17 protein-coding genes are annotated in these 17,956 nt (G+C 67.2%); 3 read left to right on the forward strand and 14 right to left on the reverse strand.

Annotated features, from left to right (window positions below; all coding sequences use genetic code 11):
* Positions 1-5 precede the first annotated feature (5 nt).
* Genes ricT through V6D00_15125 form a run of 3 tightly spaced genes read right to left on the reverse strand, consistent with a single transcriptional unit; the run spans position 6 to position 2,767 of the window.
* Entirely contained in the window at positions 6-815 is an 810-nt protein-coding gene (ricT, locus tag V6D00_15115) for a regulatory iron-sulfur-containing complex subunit RicT (protein HEY9900505.1), read from the reverse strand.
* Positions 816-845: 30 nt separating this feature from the next.
* Positions 846-1,784: a DNA polymerase III subunit delta' gene (locus V6D00_15120; GenBank protein HEY9900506.1), complete on the reverse strand. Its 939-nt coding sequence runs from the start codon at positions 1,782-1,784 to the stop codon at positions 846-848.
* A gap of 26 nt (positions 1,785-1,810) precedes the next feature.
* Positions 1,811-2,767 (reverse strand): diguanylate cyclase, encoded by a 957-nt coding sequence (locus V6D00_15125; protein ID HEY9900507.1) that lies wholly within the window; start codon positions 2,765-2,767, stop codon positions 1,811-1,813.
* Positions 2,768-3,020: 253 nt separating this feature from the next.
* Between V6D00_15125 and murI the strand changes: the two genes are divergently transcribed.
* Positions 3,021-3,833, forward strand: a complete 813-nt coding sequence (gene murI / locus V6D00_15130) for a glutamate racemase (protein HEY9900508.1) — start codon at positions 3,021-3,023, stop codon at positions 3,831-3,833.
* A gap of 6 nt (positions 3,834-3,839) precedes the next feature.
* Here the strand turns inward: murI and V6D00_15135 are convergent, their stop codons facing one another.
* The 8 genes from V6D00_15135 to trpE form a co-directional block, all read right to left on the reverse strand.
* Positions 3,840-7,265 (reverse strand): IPT/TIG domain-containing protein, encoded by a 3,426-nt coding sequence (locus V6D00_15135; GenBank protein HEY9900509.1) that lies wholly within the window; start codon positions 7,263-7,265, stop codon positions 3,840-3,842.
* A gap of 144 nt (positions 7,266-7,409) precedes the next feature.
* On the reverse strand, positions 7,410-10,004 hold the full coding sequence (gene alaS / locus V6D00_15140) for an alanine--tRNA ligase (protein HEY9900510.1): 2,595 nt from the start codon (positions 10,002-10,004) through the stop codon (positions 7,410-7,412).
* 182 nt (positions 10,005-10,186) lie between these two features.
* The gene (locus V6D00_15145) at positions 10,187-10,459 is read right to left on the reverse strand and encodes a YtxH domain-containing protein (GenBank protein HEY9900511.1); all 273 of its coding nucleotides are present in this window, start codon (positions 10,457-10,459) and stop codon (positions 10,187-10,189) included.
* A gap of 18 nt (positions 10,460-10,477) precedes the next feature.
* Positions 10,478-10,810, reverse strand: a complete 333-nt coding sequence (locus V6D00_15150) for a YtxH domain-containing protein (GenBank protein ID HEY9900512.1) — start codon at positions 10,808-10,810, stop codon at positions 10,478-10,480.
* 177 nt (positions 10,811-10,987) lie between these two features.
* A complete protein-coding gene (locus V6D00_15155) occupies positions 10,988-11,275 on the reverse strand; it encodes a general stress protein (GenBank protein HEY9900513.1) in 288 nt (95 codons plus the stop codon).
* A gap of 354 nt (positions 11,276-11,629) precedes the next feature.
* Entirely contained in the window at positions 11,630-12,646 is a 1,017-nt protein-coding gene (locus tag V6D00_15160; GenBank protein HEY9900514.1) for an inorganic phosphate transporter, read from the reverse strand.
* Positions 12,639-13,274 (reverse strand): DUF47 family protein, encoded by a 636-nt coding sequence (locus tag V6D00_15165; protein HEY9900515.1) that lies wholly within the window; start codon positions 13,272-13,274, stop codon positions 12,639-12,641. Before V6D00_15165 ends, V6D00_15160 begins: the two co-directional genes overlap by 8 nt.
* Before the next feature lie 17 nt (positions 13,275-13,291).
* On the reverse strand, positions 13,292-14,725 hold the full coding sequence (gene trpE / locus V6D00_15170; GenBank protein ID HEY9900516.1) for an anthranilate synthase component I: 1,434 nt from the start codon (positions 14,723-14,725) through the stop codon (positions 13,292-13,294).
* Positions 14,726-14,870: 145 nt separating this feature from the next.
* On the opposite strand from trpE, the gene V6D00_15175 reads away from it, so the two are divergent.
* On the forward strand, positions 14,871-15,770 hold the full coding sequence (locus V6D00_15175) for a diacylglycerol kinase family protein (GenBank protein ID HEY9900517.1): 900 nt from the start codon (positions 14,871-14,873) through the stop codon (positions 15,768-15,770).
* Between the two features lie 93 nt (positions 15,771-15,863).
* On the forward strand, positions 15,864-16,544 hold the full coding sequence (locus V6D00_15180; GenBank protein ID HEY9900518.1) for a deoxynucleoside kinase: 681 nt from the start codon (positions 15,864-15,866) through the stop codon (positions 16,542-16,544).
* A gap of 118 nt (positions 16,545-16,662) precedes the next feature.
* On the opposite strand, the gene V6D00_15185 is transcribed toward V6D00_15180, so the two are convergent.
* The 3 genes from V6D00_15185 to V6D00_15195 form a co-directional block, all read right to left on the reverse strand.
* A complete protein-coding gene (locus tag V6D00_15185; protein HEY9900519.1) occupies positions 16,663-16,785 on the reverse strand; it encodes a hypothetical protein in 123 nt (40 codons plus the stop codon).
* A complete protein-coding gene (locus V6D00_15190; GenBank protein HEY9900520.1) occupies positions 16,785-16,979 on the reverse strand; it encodes a hypothetical protein in 195 nt (64 codons plus the stop codon). The genes V6D00_15185 and V6D00_15190 overlap by 1 nt, the downstream gene beginning before the upstream one ends.
* A gap of 142 nt (positions 16,980-17,121) precedes the next feature.
* The gene (locus V6D00_15195; protein HEY9900521.1) at positions 17,122-17,733 is read right to left on the reverse strand and encodes a response regulator transcription factor; all 612 of its coding nucleotides are present in this window, start codon (positions 17,731-17,733) and stop codon (positions 17,122-17,124) included.
* Positions 17,734-17,956: the final 223 nt, after the last annotated feature.

Here is a 17,956-nt window from a genome sequence, read left to right on the forward strand (position 1 = left end):
GTTGCTTACTCCTGCTGCGTCTTGGGGTGATCGCGTAGCTTCGAGACGGGGACCTCGACGACGAGGTCGTCGTTGATCTCGACCTTGACGGCCTCCTTCAGGACCACCTGCTCGATCACGTAGCCGGTGCCCTCGTCGGTGCGGACGCGGCTGCCGACCATCGGCAGCTCTTCCTTGATCTCGAGGTACATCTCGTGCTCGTACGACAGGCAGCACATCAGGCGGCCGCAAAGGCCGCTGATCTTGCTCGGGTTGAGGGGGAGGTTCTGGTCCTTGGCGAGCTTGATGGTGATGGGCGCGAACTCCTTGAGGAAGGTCGAGCAGCAGAGCTCGCGGCCGCAGGGGCCGACCCCGCCCATCAGGCCCGCCGCGTTGCGCACGCCGATCTGGCGCAGCTCGATGCGGGTGCGGCGGAAGGTGGTGGTGAGGTCCTTGAGCAGGGCCCTGAAGTCCACCCGGTTGTCGGCCGTGTAGAAGAAGGTCAGGCGGCTGTAGTCGAGCGTGTAGACGGTCTCGACGAGCTTCATGGGCAGGCCGTGGGCGGCGATCTTCTCGATGCCGATCCCATGGGCGCGGACTTCCTCGCTCCACTTGCTGTCGAGCTGGAGCATGTCCTGGTCGGTCGCAAGGCGGATGAAGCGCACCGTCGGCATGGCGCCGTGCTCGTGGCGCACGGCGCTCGGCACCCCGATCACCGGCGAGCAGTCGAGGCCACGCTCGGTCTCGTACACCACGAAATCACCCCGGCTCAGCGAGTCGTCGGCCGGGGAGAGAAGGTGCAGATCGCCCGTTCGGGTACGGATCGCCGCGATCAAGGCGCTTGGTCCTTTCTGTGATGACCCGGGCTAGCGGCCCGATCGCTCGAGGGCCGTCGGTTGAAGGTCGCCCGCGAGCACGGTCCAGAGGAGCTTGCCGTTGGCGTGACCCATCAGCTGGCGACGGGCGGCCTCGAGGCGCTTGATCACCCGCAGCCAGTACCCGAGCGGAAGGTGTCGGTTGGTTGCGCGCGAGGCCTGCTCGGGTCGCGCGATCCAGTCGGGACGCCCAGTCTGCTGGTAGACCATGATATCACGAACCTGGGCGATGAGGGCCTCGACGGCGAGCAGCTGGGTCTCGGCCTCCTCGCCGGCGAGGCGCTCGGCCTCCTGGATCGCGGCGGCGTAGGTGTCGGCGGCGAGCAGGGCGGGCTCGGGGAGGTCGCCGGACTTGGAAACGGCGAGCGCCCAGCCGATCCGGCCGTCCGAGATCCTCGCCAGGTGCTGGGCGCGATCGGGGGAGACCCCGTGCTCGGCCGTAAGCCACGGAGCGATCGCCTCGGGGGCGACCGGCCCGAAGAAGACGGGCTGGCAGCGCGAGACCAGGGTCGGCAGCACGTGGTCGAGGCTGGTGGCGACGAGGATCAGGACGGTGCCTGGCTGGGGCTCCTCGATGGTCTTGAGCAGGGTGTTGGCGCCCTGCACGTTGAGCAGCTCGGTGGGGATGACGTAGACCTTGTGGCGGGCACGGTAGGCCTTCCAGCCCGCCTCCTCGACCAGCTTGCGGACGTCCTCGACCGCGAAGACCTTCTTGCCCTCGCTGGGCCGCACGAAGCGCACGTCGGGGTGGTTGGAGTTGGCGATGGAGCGGCACTCGACGCAGGCGCCGCAGGCGTCACCGGCCTGGGGCTCGGTGCAGTTGAGGGCCTGGGCGAAGGCCAGGGCCGTGGCCGTCTTGCCCACCTGGGGTGGGCCGACGAAGAGGTAGGCGTGCGAAGGCTGGGCGAGGGCCGCGCGCAGCATGCGCACGGCCCTCGCCTGACCGACGATCCGGCTTAGGCTTCCGTCTCTTCCCGGTAGAATTGGAGGCCTCCTCCTGGGGTGGCGAAGCAGATGACGCGGCGGTTGCCGTCCTTGCGGGCGAGGTCCAGGCGGCGGGTCGCGAGCTGGACCAGGGCCCGGGGGCTGGTGGTCTCGAGGGTCGAGCTGACGCCCGAGATGGGCTCGAGGATGGGCGAGGTCGTGACCATCTTGCGGGTGAAGCGCTTGAGGACCTCGACGGCCGCCTCGGCCGAGGTGGACGGGAAGTAGAAGAGCAGGTCGAAGTTGTCCCAGCGCACGCCCCAGTCCGTCTGGCGGATCACCTGGCGAACGGCCTGACCGACCTCGGCGAAGAGCGCGTTCTGGTCCTCGGGGGCCATGGTGCGCGCGAGGGCCGCGAAGTTGTCGAGGCTGACGATGGCGACGGCACCCGTCTCCTTGGAGCGCACGAGGCGCTCGCACTCTTCGCGGAAGCGCTCGTTGAAGTACTGGCGGTTCCACAGACCGGTCAGCTTGTCGGTGGAGGTGCGCTTGGAGACCTCGTCGCCCAGCTGGACGGCGAGGGCCGCGAGGCCGAGCGGCGGGGCGATGACGCCCGAGAGGTGACGCAGGAAGTCCTCGCGGGAGCGATCGCCCGCGATCAGGAGCTGGCCGAAGGTCTGGCGATTGGCCACGATGGCCTGGCGGTAGCCGGGCGGGATCATGGTGAACTCGGCGGGCTCGCGGGCGTAGTCCTCGACGTCGTGATCCGTGACGAAAGAGGAGAACACCGCCTGGGCGTTGGCCGTGAGTGGCACCAGCCCGTCGGGGCTCGGCAGCCAGACCGCCGCGTCGACGCCCGGGGCGTTTGCCGCGAGCACGTCGCGCAGCGTCGTCTTGAGGAAGTCCCAGTTGGTGGTGGGGGGAATCCGGGTCGCGACCGCGACGAGATTTTGAAGGTCTTCTTGCGACAGGGGGGCCAGTGTTTCCATATCCCTACTCCTCCAACTCGGCGGTCGTGTGCAAGGCGTTGATGTGATGCTACGGGACTGACCTGGTGGTGGTTGTGGACGGGTCACCAAATGATTAACAAAAGGATTCCCGGGTTGTGAGCATATTAACTTACTTTGCGCGCCGTTTCAAGCAAGCTCGAGGTCCCGCCGCCCGCTCTGGCACCCGCCCGCAACGGGTGTTAAACTGGTTCTACCTCCGCCCACTTGATCTCCACGAGGATTCACGCGCTTGTTGACCGCCGCACCCATTGGCCTCTACGATTCAGGGCTCGGCGGCCTGAGCGTCGCGCGCGAGGTCTTCAGGCAGCTGCCCCACGAGACGATCGCCTACATCGGGGACACGGCGCGCGTGCCCTACGGGGGGCGCTCGCCCGAGGAGCTCCTCGATTTCAACCGGGAGATCCTCGGGCTGCTCCTGGCGCAGGGGGTCAAGGCGGTGGTCGTCGCCTGCAACACCAGCTCGGCGATTGCCCTGCCGGTCCTGGACGCCGAGTGCCCGGTGCCCATCCTCGGCCTGATCGAAGCGGGAGCCCGCGCGGCCGCCTCCGGGGGCCGCCGGATCGGGATCATCGCCACCGAGGCGACCATCCGCAGCCGCGCCCACCTGCGCGCCATCGAGGCCCTGGAGCAGCCCTGCGAGGTTTTCCCGCTCGCCTGCCCCAACCTGGTGCCCATGATCGAGGCGGGCGTCTGGGAAGGCCCCGAGGCCGAGGCGACGGTCTTCGAGAGCCTCGCGCCCCTGCTCGACGCGAAGCTCGACACCTTGATCCTCGGCTGCACCCACTACCCCTTCGTGCGCGAGGTCATTCAGGGGATCCTGGGCGCCGGCGTCCGGCTGGTGGACCCGGCCGAGGAGGCCGTCCGCGCGCTGGGCGAGATTCTCGCGGCGAACGACCTGCTTTCGAGCGAGCGCCGCGGCCCCCACCGGATCATGGCCAGCGGCGATCCGGCCGACTTCGGCCACTCGGCAACGCGCCTGTTGGGCGACGTCATCGACCGGGTCGAGGGCATCCGGGTCAAGGAAGCCCTTCCGCTCGCCCGTTGACCTGACTCAGCGCACGCCGCGGATCCGGTTATTTTCCGAGTCCGCCACCAGCAGCCGCCCCTGGCCGGGATCCGCCAGGATCGCCCCGGGTCCGCAGAGCATCGCCGCCCTCGCTGCCCCCCCGTCGTTGCCGAATCCACCTTGCTCGGGGAGGCCCGCCACGGTCCGGATGACGCCCGCCGAATCGATCGCTCGGATGCAGTGATTGCCGCTGTCCGCAACGTAGAGGGTCGAGCCGTCATACGAGAGCTTGGCAGGCATGGCAAGCCGTCCCTGATAGGCAGGTCCTTCGTCGCCGCCGTACCCCGATCCGAATCCCCCGGCGACCGTCCAGATCGTGCCGTCCGCTTCGATCCGGCGGATGGCGTGGTTCTGCTGGTCCGAAAGGTACAGCCGCCCTTCGGCGTCGCAGGCGAGGCCCGCAGGGGTCCCGATCCCGGTCGCGGTGGCCAGGCCCCCTTCGCCGTAGTAGCCTGCGTCGCCGTTGCCGGCGATCGTGCTGACGCGCTGGTCGGGTCCGATCCTTCGGATCCGCCTGCCGTCGCTCTCGGCGACGAAGAGGGTGCCGCCTGGATCCAGGCAGAGCGCGACGGGTCGCGCGAGCTGGGCATCGACGGCCGGGCCTCCGTCGCCGCCCTGGCCCGGGTTCCCGTTGCCGATGACCGCCCTCAGCGTGCCGTCCGGATCCACGCGCCAGACCCGGTGAGAGTCGGCGCAGGCGACGTAGAGGCCGAGGCTGCCGACGGCCACGTCCGTCGTGCGGCCGAGCGATGCCTCGATTGCGGGCATGCCGTCGTGGGCGGGGCCATCGCTCGTGCCGTTGCCGGCGACGGTGGTGATGATGCCGCTCGGGCTGATCTTGCGCACGCGGTTGTTGTAGCTGTCGGCGACGTAGAGATTGCCCGAGGCGTCCTTGGCGAGCCCGTCGGGGTGAAACAGCCGGGCCTGCTTGGCTTGAATGCCGTCCCCGCCGAAGTCGGTCGTCTCGTTCCCGATGGCGACCCTGAGGGCGTCGGTCGAAGGTCCCCACTTCAGCGTGCGAATGCTCTCGACGGCGAAGACCCCCCCGTCGGGGGAGACCGCGACCTGTTCCGGACAGAAGTTCGAGAGCACCCCGGCCACGCCGCGTGCATCCAGATAGGCCATGCCGTTTTGGACCCTGCTCGATATCATCCCGGTCGAAAGATCGAGGGTCCGCAGGCGGTAGTTCTGCTGGCCGGAGAACCAGAAATCCGCGAAGTAGAGCACCCCGTTTGGCCCGAGCGCCAGTCCCAGTGGGGTCACCGGGGTGCTGCCTGCCGGCCCGTCGCAGCCGTTCGAGGCGATGCCGTTGCCGGCGACGGTGGTGATCACCCCGTTCGCGTCGATGCGACGGATCCGGTGGTTGGCGAAATCCGAGACGTAGATCGCTCCTTGAGGATCGACGGCTAGCGCCCGGGGATCGTACAGCGTCGCCTGGTCCGCGGGACCTCCGTCCCCCAGATATCCGCTGCCCGGGCCTGCGACGGTGGCGACGAGGCCGCTGGGGTCGATCTTGCGGATCCTCGCGTTGTCGATGAAGTAGACGTCTCCCAGGTGATCGACGGCCAGGCCCTTCAGGTAGGAGATTCCCGCAAGGGGGGCCGATCCACCGTCACCGGAAGTGGTCCCGCCGCCGTTGCCCGCGACATGGCTCAGCCCTTCGCCAGGGGCGTATCGATAGATACGGCTCATCGTGCCGATGTAGAGTCGACCCTGTTCATCGCAGGCGAGGCGGCGCAGGATGCCATTGTCCAGCTCCGCGGCGCTGACCAGCATGGTCGCTACCCCATCGGGCGTCACCATGACCACCCCGTGGACCGTGGCGAGGTACTGAGCGCCCGATGGGGAGATGGCGATGTCGCTCCCCATGAGGGGCCAGTTATTGGCCTGCACGGCACCCACGAGCCGGTTGGTGCCCGCGATCGTCTCGATGAGGGCGTTCGCGAAGGGAGGCCCTTGGCCGGCGAGGGTGAAGCTCAGGTCGCTCGCGGCATGCGTGCCATTGACGATGACCTCGATCGGCCCGCTCATGGCTCCCGGTGGGACGGTGACGGCGAGGCCGCCGGGCTGGGGGGTCGCGTTGAGCCCCGGGATCCCCCCGAAGTTCACCTGGTTTTGGGCGGGGACCGTGTGAAAGCCGGTGCCGACGAGGGTGACGGTCTCGCCGGGGGCGCCACTCGCGGGGCTGAAGCCCGTGAGGCGAAGGGTGGGGTAGAAGGTGTCCTCGCTCTCGGCGCTGCTGCCCAGGACCGAGACTGTGAGGGGCCCGGCGAGCGCGTCGGTCGGAACGGTGACGACGAGGTGGGTCGGAGTCACCTCGGTGACGGTGCCGGGCGATCCGCCGAACCAGACCTCGTTGTGCGACAGGGTGGAGGGATCGAAGCCCGTGCCGCTCACCGTCAAGCTGGTGCCCGCATCCCCTTCCAGGCGCGAGAGCCCCTGGATCCTGACGGGCACCGTGAACAGGGGGCCGAGCGCTATCACGCTGCCGATCTGGAGGGTGGTCTGGCCCGAGGTGGCCCCGGCGGGGACGGTGACCTCCGCGGCGACGGCGCTCAGGCTGCTCGCGGTCTGGGGGGTGCCGTTGAAGCGCGCGACAGCAGTGTCCCCGGGGATGAACCCCTGCCCCGTGAAGCTCACCTGGGTGCCGGGATCGGCGCTCGGGGGAACGATGGCGGAGACGATCATGGGCATGCTGGCTCCGGTGCGCTCCCACGATCCGGTCGCGGTGTTGAAGCCCACGCTCGCGAGCGGATCCCGGCGCTCGGCGAGGCACGCCGCGACGATGCCCTTCACGCTCTCGAAGTCCGCGCCCGAGAGGCCCTCGACCGGAGCATAGGCGCTCCCCGATAGGCTTCCGAGCAACGCATCGAGTGAGAGGGTGCGCCCGGCATCTCGAAGCAGCGCCGCCCCGATGGCGAGCGCAGTCGAGGCGGGGCTCAGCCGGATCCCGCCGTTCGGCAAGTTGCTGCTGAGCGTGACCCAGCCGCCGCTTCGATACTTCGCGATCGTCCGGATCCGAACGGCGGGATTCCCTGGCAAGTTGCCGCCGATGCCCTTCACCGCCTCCAGGTAATAGACCGCCGTCGGGTCGGGCCTGAAGCCGCGGGGCATCGCGAGCGCGAAGTTGCCGAGCGTGTCGGTCAGGCCCGTGACGGCCGTCTGGTTGCTGCCGGTGTTGATCAGCGAGACGGTCGCCCCCACGGCCACCTCCTCGAGCGCTCCCTGCGCGCTGCGCGTCGCGAAGCTCACGCTGCCGTGAAGCCCCGGAGCCGGGCCCCCAACGTGTCCGAGCAGGTCAGGGGTGCCGCCGGGGGCGCTTCTGTTGCCGGTGCGGGGGAAGAGGAGGCCGGGCGGAAGGCACCCGGAAAGGAGCAAGCAGCAGGCAAGCAAGAGGGCGATGCGTCGCATGGCGGCAGTCCTCCTTCGTGTATCTATCAGTTAACGATATATCATTTTGAAATCAATAAGCTCCTTCTACCCTCTTCGATCCGAAAGATCACCCACGCCAAACGGCCCCCCTCGCAGGAGGGGGGCCGTGGCGCGAAAAAGGACCTACGCGTTGACCGGGATCTGCTGGGCGACGAGTGCGCTGACCTGGGCGATCGCCTCGTTCAGCTTGCCGGGCTCGCCGCCGCCGCCCTGGGCGATCTGGGGCTTGCCGCCCCCCTTGCCGCCCACCAGGCCCATCAGGGAGCCGATGAGCTTGCCGGCATGGGCGCCTTCCTTGACCAGGTCGTCCGAGGCCGCCGCCACCATGGCGAGCTTGCCGTCCTCGACCGAGCCCAGGACCACCACCCCCGACTTGAGCTTGTCGCGCAGGTGCTCGACCGCGCCCTTGATCGCGTCGGGGGCCATGTTGGGCACCACCGCGGCGATCAGGCGGTAGGATCCCACGGCGATCGCGCCTTCCAGGAGCGATTCGGTCTGGGCGATCGCAAGGCGGCTCTTGAGGGCCCTGACCTCGGCCTCGGTGGCCTTGACCCTGTCCTGGAGCTTCTCGATGCGCTCGGGCAGATCCTCGGCCGAGGCCTTGAGCAGGGTGCCGGCCGCGGCGATCGCCTCGGCCTGGCTCCGGAAGTAGGCGAGGGCTGCGGTGCCCGCCACCGCGGTGACGCGGCGGATACCCGCGGCGATCCCCTCCTCGCGCACGACCTTGAAGGTGCCGATGGTGCCGGTGGCGCGCACGTGGGTGCCGCCGCACAGCTCCTTGCTGAAGCCGGGCACGTCGATGACGCGGACCGTCTCGCCGTACTTCTCGCCGAACAGCGCCATGGCCCCGGATGCCTGGGCGTCGGCGAGGCTCATCTCGATGTGGGCGACCGTGCGGTTGGCGAAGACCTCGGCGTTGACGAGATCCTCGACCTTCGCGATCTCCTCGGGGGTCATGGCCCGGGCGAAGGTGAAGTCGAAGCGAAGCTCCTCGGGGCCGACAAGCGAGCCCGCCTGGTTGACCTGGGGGCCGAGCACCTGCTTGAGGGCCGCGTGCAGGAGGTGGGTCGCGGTGTGGTGCCGCATGGTCGCCTCGCGCAGGGCGAGATCCACCTTGGCCTCGACGCGATCGCCGACCGACGGCGCCTCGCTGCCCGCCTCGAGCAGGTGAACGATGGTCGGGCCCATCTTCTGGGTGTCGACGACCCGGGTCGTGCCGAGCACGCCCTGGTCGCCCACCTGGCCGCCCGATTCGGCGTAGAAGGGGGTATGGTCGAGCACCACCCCGGTGCGGCCGCTCTTGTCGGTGAAGACCTCGCGGACCTCGGCCGACTCCTGGGTGGAGGCGTAGCCCTTGAAGGGGGTGGCCTCCTTGGTCTTGAGATCCACGGCCGAGAAGGTCACGCCCGCCTCCTCGCGCGCCTTGCGGGCCCGCTCGCGCTGCAGCTCCATGGCCGCGTGGAAGCCGGTCTCGTCGACCGAGAAGCCCTTCTCGGCGGCGAGCTCGACGGTCAGCTCGAACGGGAAGCCGTAGGTGTCGTACAGCTCGAAGGCGGTCTCGCCGGGGATGACCTTGTTGTCGGCCCCGAAGGTGTCGAAGGCGTTGGCCAAGAGCTGCGAGCCGCGGTCGATGGTCTGGCTGAAGCGGGTCTCCTCGGCCGAGAGGCTTTGGAGGATGAACTCCTTCTGGGCGCTCAGCTCGGGGTAGTAGGCGTAGTGCGAGATGATCAGCTCGCCGAGCTCCGCGAGGAAGGGGCGCTGCATGCCGAGCAGCTTGGCGTGGCGGATGGCCCGGCGCATGATGCGGCGCAGGACGTAGCCGCGGCCCTCGTTGGAGGGGACGACCCCGTCGCCGATCAGGAAGACCGCGCCGCGGATGTGGTCGGCGATGACCTTGAGCGAGACGTCCTTCTCCTTGTCGGCGCCGTAGGTGACGCCTGCGAGCTCGGCCGCCTTGAGGATGATGGGCTTGACCAGGTCGGTGTCGTAGTTGGTCGGCACCCCCTGGATCACCGAGGCGATGCGCTCGAGGCCCATGCCGGTGTCGATGTTCTGGGCGGGCAGGGGAGTCAGGGTGCCGGTTTCGTCGCGGTTGTACTGCATGAAGACCAGGTTCCAGATCTCGAGGTAGCGGTCGTCGTCCTCGCCGAGGATGGCATCCGGGTTGCCGTTGCCGGCGCTCACGCCCTGGTCGAAGTAGATCTCCGAGCACGGGCCGCAGGGGCCGGTGGGGCCCGCCGCCCAGAAGTTGTCCTCCTCGCCCATGCGCACGATGCGATCGGCGGGCACGCCGATCGTGTCGCGCCAGATGGCGAGCGCCTCGTCGTCGGTCTCGAACACCGAGACCCAGAGCCGGTCCTTGGGGAGCGCGAGGTCGACGGTGAGGAACTCCCAGGCGTAGGCGATCGCCTCGGCCTTGAAGTAGTCGCCGAACGAGAAGTTGCCGAGCATCTGGAAGAAGGTGTGGTGCCGTGCGGTGCGCCCCACGTTGTCCAGGTCGGTGGTGCGGAAGCACTTCTGCACCGTCACCGCCTTGGGCGGGTTGGGGGCGGCCTCGACGCCCATGAAGATGGGCTTGAACTGCAGCATGCCTGCCGTGGTCAGCAGGACGGTCGGGTCGTTCTTGGGCACCAGCGAGGAGCTGGGCAGGTGCGCGTGGCCCTTGCGCTTGAAGAATTCGATGTACTTGGCCCGGATCTCGTGACCGCTGAGTGACAAGGCGATGTCCCTTTCTCGAAACGTGGGCTGGAGACTTTTCCTACGATTCTAGCACGACGAAGCCGCCCCGAGCGTGGCCCGGGGCGGCTTCAAGAGGAACGGGGCGAGAGCATCCAACAAAACCAGGCATTTGTCGCCCCGGGCCGCAGGGGGCGGCTTGAAGGATATTTTTGTTAGACGCTCTAGTCTTCCTTCTCGCGGTAGAGCTGGATGATGTTGGTCGGGCGCTTGCGCCTGGAAGCGATGAGATCGGGCGCGTTCCTGAGGACCTGGCGGCCCCTGAGGCGCAGGTCCTCCATCGAGGGGAACTGCTCGCTGATCTCGCCGGCCATCCGCTTGAGCTTCTTGCGGGTGTCCTCGCCCGACTTTGGCGCGAGCAAGAGGCCCGCGGCGGTGCCGAGGGCGGTCCCGATCAGGGCGGTGGCGTAGAACGTGAGGTTGCGCTTCGCGCTCATGGGAGTCTCCTGGGCTGTCTAAGCCTGTTCGGGGGAGGGGCCGTCGTTCTCGATCAACTCTTCGCGCTTGTAGGCAGCGGCCTTGCGCCCGGCCTCGACCGCCTCGCTGAGGAGGGTGAGCTTCTCCTCGATGGTGGTGCGGGTGGTGTTTAGAAGGCTCTCGGTGTTGCCCACGACGTTCTCGGCGAGCTCGTTGGCCCGAAGCGAGAGATCACCCAGGTTCTCGGCCACCTGCTCGCGGGTGCGGCTGCCGGACTGGGGAGCGAAAAGCATGCCGAGCATGAAGCCCCCGACGGCGCCAATCACCAGGCTACCAAGCACCTCGAGCCCCGAAGCGGATCGACGTTCCATTTGGACCCTCCTACACACGACGTCGGCAAGCTTTGCCGAATCTCCCAACCTGCATTATAGGCGGCGCCGTCTGTGCCTGTAAAGCCGATGAGGCCTCGGATCTCGGCGCTCGGGCCGGTAGAGCGCCCCGAGGTCGGAAGGCCGCCCCGAACTCGGGGCGGCCTTCCGTTGGACCGATTATTTGACGACCTTGCGCCGGCCTGCCCTCGAGGTCGATCCGCCCTTGCGGCCGATGCTCGAGTAGAACTCGACGCCTCGCTCTTTCTTGACGGCCTCGCCGCCCTTGCGGCCGATGCTCGAGAAGAACTCGGGGCCGTACTTGGCCTTGGTGGCCTGTCCGCCCTTCTTGCCGATCTGCTGGAAGAATTCGCGACCGCGCTCTTCCTTGACGGTCTGACCGCCGCGGCGTCCCGCTTCGACCATGCGGGGATCGCCCTTGGCCGGTCCTGGCTTGTTTCCAACCATGGTTGACACGCTCCTTTCCGATGCCGAGGGTAAGCGCGGTTGGCCGCGCGACGGCGATGCTGGAGTCGTTCAACAAGGCTGGTTGCGGAAATGCCGGAGCTGTGCGGGGTTGTAGCCAATGCACCCAGGCTTATGAAGTTTTATGAAGGGAGCTTAGCATACCCCATGCCCCCTGGCAATATCCATCGGCCCTTTCCTCGTGAAATCCGCGCAACTTTGTCGGTATCGAGCAGGCGCATGGCCTGGGGCTTAGAGGAAGTAACCAAAGGCCCCTCATCATCGCGTTAGGTCCGCACCGAACCAAAAGGGGGCGCGCCCGACCGGGCGCGCCCCCTCGTGCCGAAGCCGCGCGAGCTAGTGCAGGTGCAGGACCGACATGAGGAACCAGTAGAAGATGTAGGCGAGGGTGGCGGTGATGGGGATGGTCACGATCCAGGCCGTGACCATGTTTCCGGCCACCCCCCAGCGCACCGCGCTGAACCGGCGCGTGGCCCCCACGCCCATGATCGAGCCCGCCGCCACGTGGGTGGTGCTGACGGGCAGGCCGAAGTGCGAGGCGAGGGTGATGACGAAGGCCGAGGTCATGTCGGCACCGAAGCCCTGGATGGGCGTCAGCTTCACGATCTTGGTGCCCATGGTCTTGATGATCTTGGTGCCGCCCGAGGCGGTGCCGATCCCCATGGCGGTGGCGCAGGCCACCATGACCCAGGTGGGCACGGTGAACTCCTTGAGCAAGCCGGCCGAGATCATGGCCATGGTGATGATGCCCATGGCCTTCTGGGCGTCGTTGGAGCCGTGACTGAAGCTGATGAACGCCGCGGCGAAGATCTGCCCCACCCGGAAGGTGTCGCGGACCTGGTGCGGCAGGAACCGCCGGAAGATCCAGTACAGCCCGACCAGCAGCGCGAAGGCGATGCCGAAGCCCATGACCGGCGAGATGACCAGGCTCTGGACGATGTTGGAGAAGCTCTTGGGCCCGAGCCAGTGGATGGATCCGAAGCCGTGGCCCGCGATGCCGGCGCCCACGATGCCGCCGATCAGCGCGTGGGACGAGCTGGAGGGAAGGCCCCAGTACCAGGTCACCAGGTTCCAGAAGATGGCGGCCAACAGGGCGGCCACCACCAGGGGCTGGGTCACGTAGACCGGATCGATGATGCCCTTGCCGATGGTCTTGGCGACCGCCGTGCCGATGGTGACGGCCCCCAGGAAGTTGAGGATCGCCGCCATGAGGATGGCGCGGCGCGGGCTGAGCACGCCGGTGGAGACTGACGCCGCGATGGCGTTGGCGGTGTCGTGGAAGCCGTTGATGAAGTCGAAGGCGAGCGCGAGGAAGATGACCAGGACCAGGAGCGCGATCGTGACCTCAGGCATTTTTGATCACGACTCCGTGCAGGCGGTCCGCCACGTCCTCGGTGAAGTCGATGGCTTCTTCCAGGACGTCGTAGAGCTCCTTCCACTTGATCACGTCCAGGACCGCGGCCGGGGTATCGCCCGGCTGATCGAAGAGGCGCTCGAGGGCCGCGCGCGAGAGCTGATCGCCCTCGTTCTCGAGGCGGTTGATCTCGATGGTGTGGTCGAGGATCTCCTTGATCCGCTTGGGGGTGCGCAAGAGGCCCATGGCGGAGTGGATCTCCTCGCAGCAGCGCACCAGGATGCGAACCAGCGAGATGGTCATGCCCGTGGGCTTCTCGATCTTGTAGAGCAGGAAGCGATCGGCGATCAGCTCGATCGAGTCGACGATGTCGTCGAGGGCGAACGCCAGCGAGTGGATGTCCTCGCGGTCGATGGGGGTGATGAAGGTCCGGTTGAGCTTGTCCATGATCTGATGGGTGATCCGGTCACCCGCATGTTCGCTGTCGCGGATCTTCTGGAAGCGTTCGGGGAGGTTGCGGTAGTCCTCCACCATGTCGCGCAGCAGGCGCGCGGTGTCGATGACGTTCTTGGCCGAGGCCTCGAGGAGGTCGAAGAAGCTCTCCTCGCGAGGGATGAGGCTAAACATTGGACCTGTGTGGCTCCTTATGGTGAGGGGATCGGGGCGAGCTGCAGCGCCTGCAGCAGCGCCTGCGCCTTGTTCAGCGTTTCCTGGTACTCGTTCTCCGGGATCGAATCGGCGACGATGCCGGCCCCCGCCTGAACGTGAACCCGGCCGTCTCGCACCACCATGGTGCGGATCGTGATGCCGGTGTTGATCGAGCCGTCGTACCCGAGTACGCCGACGGCCCCCGCGTAGGGGCCGCGCTTGAACGGTTCGAGTTCGTTGATGAGTTGCATGGCCCGGATCTTGGGGGCCCCCGAGACGGTGCCCGCCGGGAAGCAGGCAGCGAGCAGGTCGAGGCCGTCGAGGCCGTCAGCAAGCTCGCCCGTCACGGTCGAGGTCATGTGCAGCACGTGACTGAAGCGCTCGAGCGTCATCAGGTCGGTCACCTCGACCGAGCCCGGCTTGCAGACGCGTCCCAGGTCGTTGCGGCCGAGATCGACCAGCATGACGTGCTCGGATCGCTCCTTGGGGTCGGCCTTGAGGTCCTCGCCGAGGGCCTCGTCGCTCGCCCCCCCCCGACGTCGCGTCCCCGCGATGGGCCGGACGGTGGCGGTGCGGCCGTCCAGCCGTACCATGACCTCGGGGCTCGAGCCGACGAGCTGGAAGTCGCCCCAGTCGACGAAAAACATGTACGGGCTGGGGTTGACGGTCCTCAGGGTGCGGTAGAGGTCGAAGGGCTCGCCCGGAAAAGGTGCGCTCAGGCGCTGAGAACCCACCAGCTGGAAGACGTCGCCGGCCAGGATGTGCTCCTTGGCGCGCTCGACCATCGCGCAGAACGCGTCGCGCGTCATAGTCGAGGTGAAGGCGAGGGGCTCGGCACGATGGTCGAGCGAGAGGGGCTCGGCCGAGAGCGGCGCGCGCAGGCGCTCGATCCACGCGTGGATCCGCTCGCAGCCTTCGTGGTAAGCGGTCTCGGGCGCGTCGCCGGGCCGGACGTGCGTCATGATCCGGATGGTCCGTCTGGCATGGTCGAAGGCCAGGAGGGTCCGGGTGAGCATGAAGGCGGCCTCGGGCAGACCCAGGTCATCCGGCGGTGCTTCGCCGACGGCAGGCTCCAGGTGGCGCACGGTCTCGAAACCCCAGAATCCGACGGCCCCGCCCGCGAAGGGGGGGAGGTCCGGAGCAGCGGCCAGCCGAGAGGAGCGCATGAGGAGCTTGAGGGCATGGTACGGGTCGGTCTCGGGGCCGAAGCGCAGGACCTCCTCCGGATCGCACCCGAGGTAGGAGTAGCGGCCGAGGCGATCGCCCTGCTCGACGCTCTCCAGCAGGAACGCCGGGGTCCGCGTGCTCGCCACCTTCAGGTAGGCCGAGACGGGGGTCTCCAAGTCGGCGCTGATCTCGGCGTAGAGCACGTGACGCTCGGCCTGGCGGGCCGTCGTCTTGAAGTGGTCGAGAGGGGGGAAGACCTTCATGGCGGGTCGAACATGCCTCGCTTTCTCGGGCGCTCTTGTAGTTTAGCACCCCGCTTCAGCCTAGCAAGCGGTTTTTCGCCATTTTTGGCTTCACAATCCTTAGTATTGGAGGCCCGGCATCCTCGCTTCCGGTACAATTCCAGATATGCATGCCGCCCCGCTTCTCGCGATCGTCCTGAACCCCGTCTCCGGCCCCACGCGCACCCGCGGGGCCGAATGGGAGTGGCTGGAGGGGCTGGCAAGAGAGAGCGGCTGGGAGCCCCGCCTGTTCATGAGTGAGGGCGAGGGCCACATCGAGGCCCTCGTGCGCGAGGCGATCGCCCTGGGGGCGCGCCGCGTCGTGGTGGCGGGCGGCGACGGCTCGATCAACGAGGCCCTCCAGGGCCTGGCCAACACCGACGTCGAGCTCGGGATCATCCCGGCCGGCACCAGCAACATCCTCGCCAACGAGCTCTCGCTGCCCGCGGACTTTCAGGCGGCCGCCCGGGTCGCCTTCCACGGCGCCGCGCTGGCCATCGACGTGGGGCGCGCAAATGGGCGCTACTTCGCCTTGATGGTGGGCATCGGCTACGACGCGGTGACCGTCATCTCCATGTGGCCCCAGCTCAAGCGCCTGGCGGGTCAGATGGCCTACACCCTCGCGGGGATCCAGGCTTTCGTCAGCCACCGCGCCACCCGGATGACCATCCGGATCGACGGGGGCAAGCGCCTGCGCCGCCTGGTCTACATGCTGGTGGTGGCCAATACCCGCCTGTACGGGCGATCCAACGCCTCGGTCGCCGAGCATGCGGATGTGCGCGACGGCTACTTCGACCTCTGCGTGTTCCGCACCCGGTCCTGGTACCACGTGATCTTCGGCCTCATCCGGGTGCTCTTGCGGGTACCCACCCGCTTCTCCCGCATCGAGACGCACCCCTGCCGCCAGATCGAGATCCGCTCGGCGCGGCCCGTGCCCTACCAGCTCGACGGAGACCTGCGCGGCGTCTTGCCCTTGACGGTCGAGATGTGCCCTCGGGCCCTCAAGGTCGTCATGGCGGATTCTTGAATCGTTTCAAACCTTAGCGGCGGCTTACCCTCGCTCGGTGTTATCATGGGAGCCGTCCGTCCCATGCCGTCATTCGCTTCGAGAGGGTCCCCCATGCAGGTCGAATCCAAGCCCAAGGTCATCGTGATCGCGGGGAACATCGGCTGCGGCAAGTCCTCGCTGTCCAAGTGGCTCGCCGACAAGCTCAACTACGTGCCGTGGTACGAGTCGGTCGACGACAACCCCTACCTCGACGACTTCTACGGCGACATGCGGCAGTGGAGCTTCCACCTGCAGGTCTACTTCCTCTCGACCCGCATCGAGACTTACCGCCGCGTGGTCACCAGCGGCCGGCCGGCGATCCTGGATCGCTCGATCTTCGAGGATGCCGCGATCTTCGCGAAGAACGCCTTCCAGACGGGCCTGATGAACGACCGGGACTTCAACACCTACCTGCGGATCTACGACGGCATCATCCCGTCGTGCCCCCCGCCCGACCTGCTGATCTACCTCCAGGCCTCGGTGCCGACGCTGCTGCGCCGGATCGCCAAGCGTGGCCGGGACTACGAGGCCAGCATCCCGAGGGAGTACCTGGAGCAGCTCAACGTGCTGTACGAGGACTGGATTCAGGCGTTCGACCTCTGCCCCAAGCTGATCCTGCCCGCCGACGACCTGGACTTCGTGAACTCCTACCACGACTTCGGCTACATCCTCGACATGATCGAGGCCATGCGGGTCGCGCCCGAGCAGCCCCTGCTGCCGGGGCTCGGCCTGCGTGGTGCGGTCCCGGTCTAAACGGAACACGGGTTCAAGCAGAAGGGACGGCGGCTTACCGCCGTCCCTTCTGCTTGAACCCGTCGACAGCGAAGCGCGCCAGGCAATTGCCTGGCGCGCTTCGAGAGTGATTGGCCGGTTAGGGGGCGTAGCTCATGACGATGGCGATGATCGTCGAGAGCGCGACGGTCCCGAGCACGACGAGCCAGATGTCGCGGTTGACGTTGGGCTCGGGGCTGAAGGGCGTGTCGGGCCGGGTCATTAAGCCTTGACCTTGGGAGCCCGGGGGCGGCGGTAGCGAGTGTCGGTCATCCCGTGGAGCTCGCCGGCACCGAAGAGGGCGTAGTCGGGGCGATAGGCCTCCGAGGAAACGGCCGCGTTGGGGTTGCTGGCCTGCCACATGGCGATAGCCTTGTTGACGGTGAGGCCGGTGGGCAGCGTAGCGGTAGTTTCCATCTGTAGATCCTCCAGTCAAGGGGAGCGACGACGACTAAACCAAGGCCCAGAGAATGACTCTGTTAAATCCATATTAGCACGATTTTGGGATTCGTACAGGGGGTCGTTAACTCTTTTTTTGAGCGCCTGGCGCTGCGGCACCTCAGATGATCCCGTACTGCTGGCAAAGGATGACCGCCTGGGTCCGGTTGGAGACCTTGAGCTTCTCGTAGATTCGCGTCAGGTGGTTCTTCACCGTCTTCTCGCTCAGGACGAGGCGCTCGGCGATCTCGCGGTTGTCGATGCCTTGGGCGAGCAGGGCGATGATCTCGACCTCGCGACAGCTCAGGGGCTCGACGTGCGAGGGCACCGACAGCGGCCCGGTCTGGCGCGGGTGAGCCCTGGAACGCTTGTGGGCGAAGGCCCTGTCGATGGCTTCGTTCAGGTTGCCAAGGTCACGCAGGGGCTTCTGGAGGAAGTCGAAAGCCCGGCCTTCGCGCAGGGCCTCGATGGCGTCCTGCATGGTGCCGCGTCCCGTCAGGAAGATGACCTCGAGGGTCGGATCGTGGGACTTGAGAAGCCCCAGCAACTCGAGGCCGTTGACCCCCGGCAATTGAAGATCGGTCACCGCCACGTCGACGCGCACGCGGCGAATCAGATCCAGCGCGCGCCCGGCGTCGGGGGCTATCTCGGTGCGGTAGCCGCTGTACCGGAGCCACTCGGCGAGGGTTTCGAGCAACTCTTCCTGATCGTCGATCAGCAGGATGCAGGGCATGGTTTCGGGCATTGGGGAACGCAACTGCTCGCTTCCGTGCAAAACACGCATTGAAGGGGCGAAACAAATGTTAATGAGTCGGTCGATGGCATTAAAAGGAGCAATATTGGGAAATATAAACCGGATCATACCACTTGCGATCCCTTATGGCGCGAACGGGGCTGTATTCTTGAGTAAGTCTTCGATGAGGTTGTGTTCATATCCGCAGTCGATAGTATTGGTC

Origin of the sequence: Pantanalinema sp., from assembly GCA_036704125.1 — a bacterium.
Taxonomy (GTDB): Bacteria; Cyanobacteriota; Sericytochromatia; order S15B-MN24; family UBA4093; genus JAGIBK01.

Coding starts and splice junctions, on each gene's coding strand:
- trpE (HEY9900516.1), bottom strand. CDS start 14,725: ATGAAGGTCTTCCCCCCTCTCGACCACTTCAAGACGACGGCCCGCCAG.
- V6D00_15160 (HEY9900514.1), bottom strand. CDS start 12,646: ATGCCTGAGGTCACGATCGCGCTCCTGGTCCTGGTCATCTTCCTCGCG.
- V6D00_15150 (HEY9900512.1), bottom strand. CDS start 10,810: ATGGAACGTCGATCCGCTTCGGGGCTCGAGGTGCTTGGTAGCCTGGTG.
- V6D00_15195 (HEY9900521.1), bottom strand. CDS start 17,733: ATGCCCTGCATCCTGCTGATCGACGATCAGGAAGAGTTGCTCGAAACC.
- V6D00_15145 (HEY9900511.1), bottom strand. CDS start 10,459: ATGAGCGCGAAGCGCAACCTCACGTTCTACGCCACCGCCCTGATCGGG.
- V6D00_15190 (HEY9900520.1), bottom strand. CDS start 16,979: ATGGAAACTACCGCTACGCTGCCCACCGGCCTCACCGTCAACAAGGCT.
- V6D00_15125 (HEY9900507.1), bottom strand. CDS start 2,767: ATGGAAACACTGGCCCCCCTGTCGCAAGAAGACCTTCAAAATCTCGTC.
- V6D00_15180 (HEY9900518.1), top strand. CDS start 15,864: ATGCAGGTCGAATCCAAGCCCAAGGTCATCGTGATCGCGGGGAACATC.
- V6D00_15155 (HEY9900513.1), bottom strand. CDS start 11,275: ATGGTTGGAAACAAGCCAGGACCGGCCAAGGGCGATCCCCGCATGGTC.
- V6D00_15165 (HEY9900515.1), bottom strand. CDS start 13,274: ATGTTTAGCCTCATCCCTCGCGAGGAGAGCTTCTTCGACCTCCTCGAG.
- V6D00_15185 (HEY9900519.1), bottom strand. CDS start 16,785: ATGACCCGGCCCGACACGCCCTTCAGCCCCGAGCCCAACGTCAACCGC.
- V6D00_15175 (HEY9900517.1), top strand. CDS start 14,871: ATGCATGCCGCCCCGCTTCTCGCGATCGTCCTGAACCCCGTCTCCGGC.
- V6D00_15135 (HEY9900509.1), bottom strand. CDS start 7,265: ATGCGACGCATCGCCCTCTTGCTTGCCTGCTGCTTGCTCCTTTCCGGG.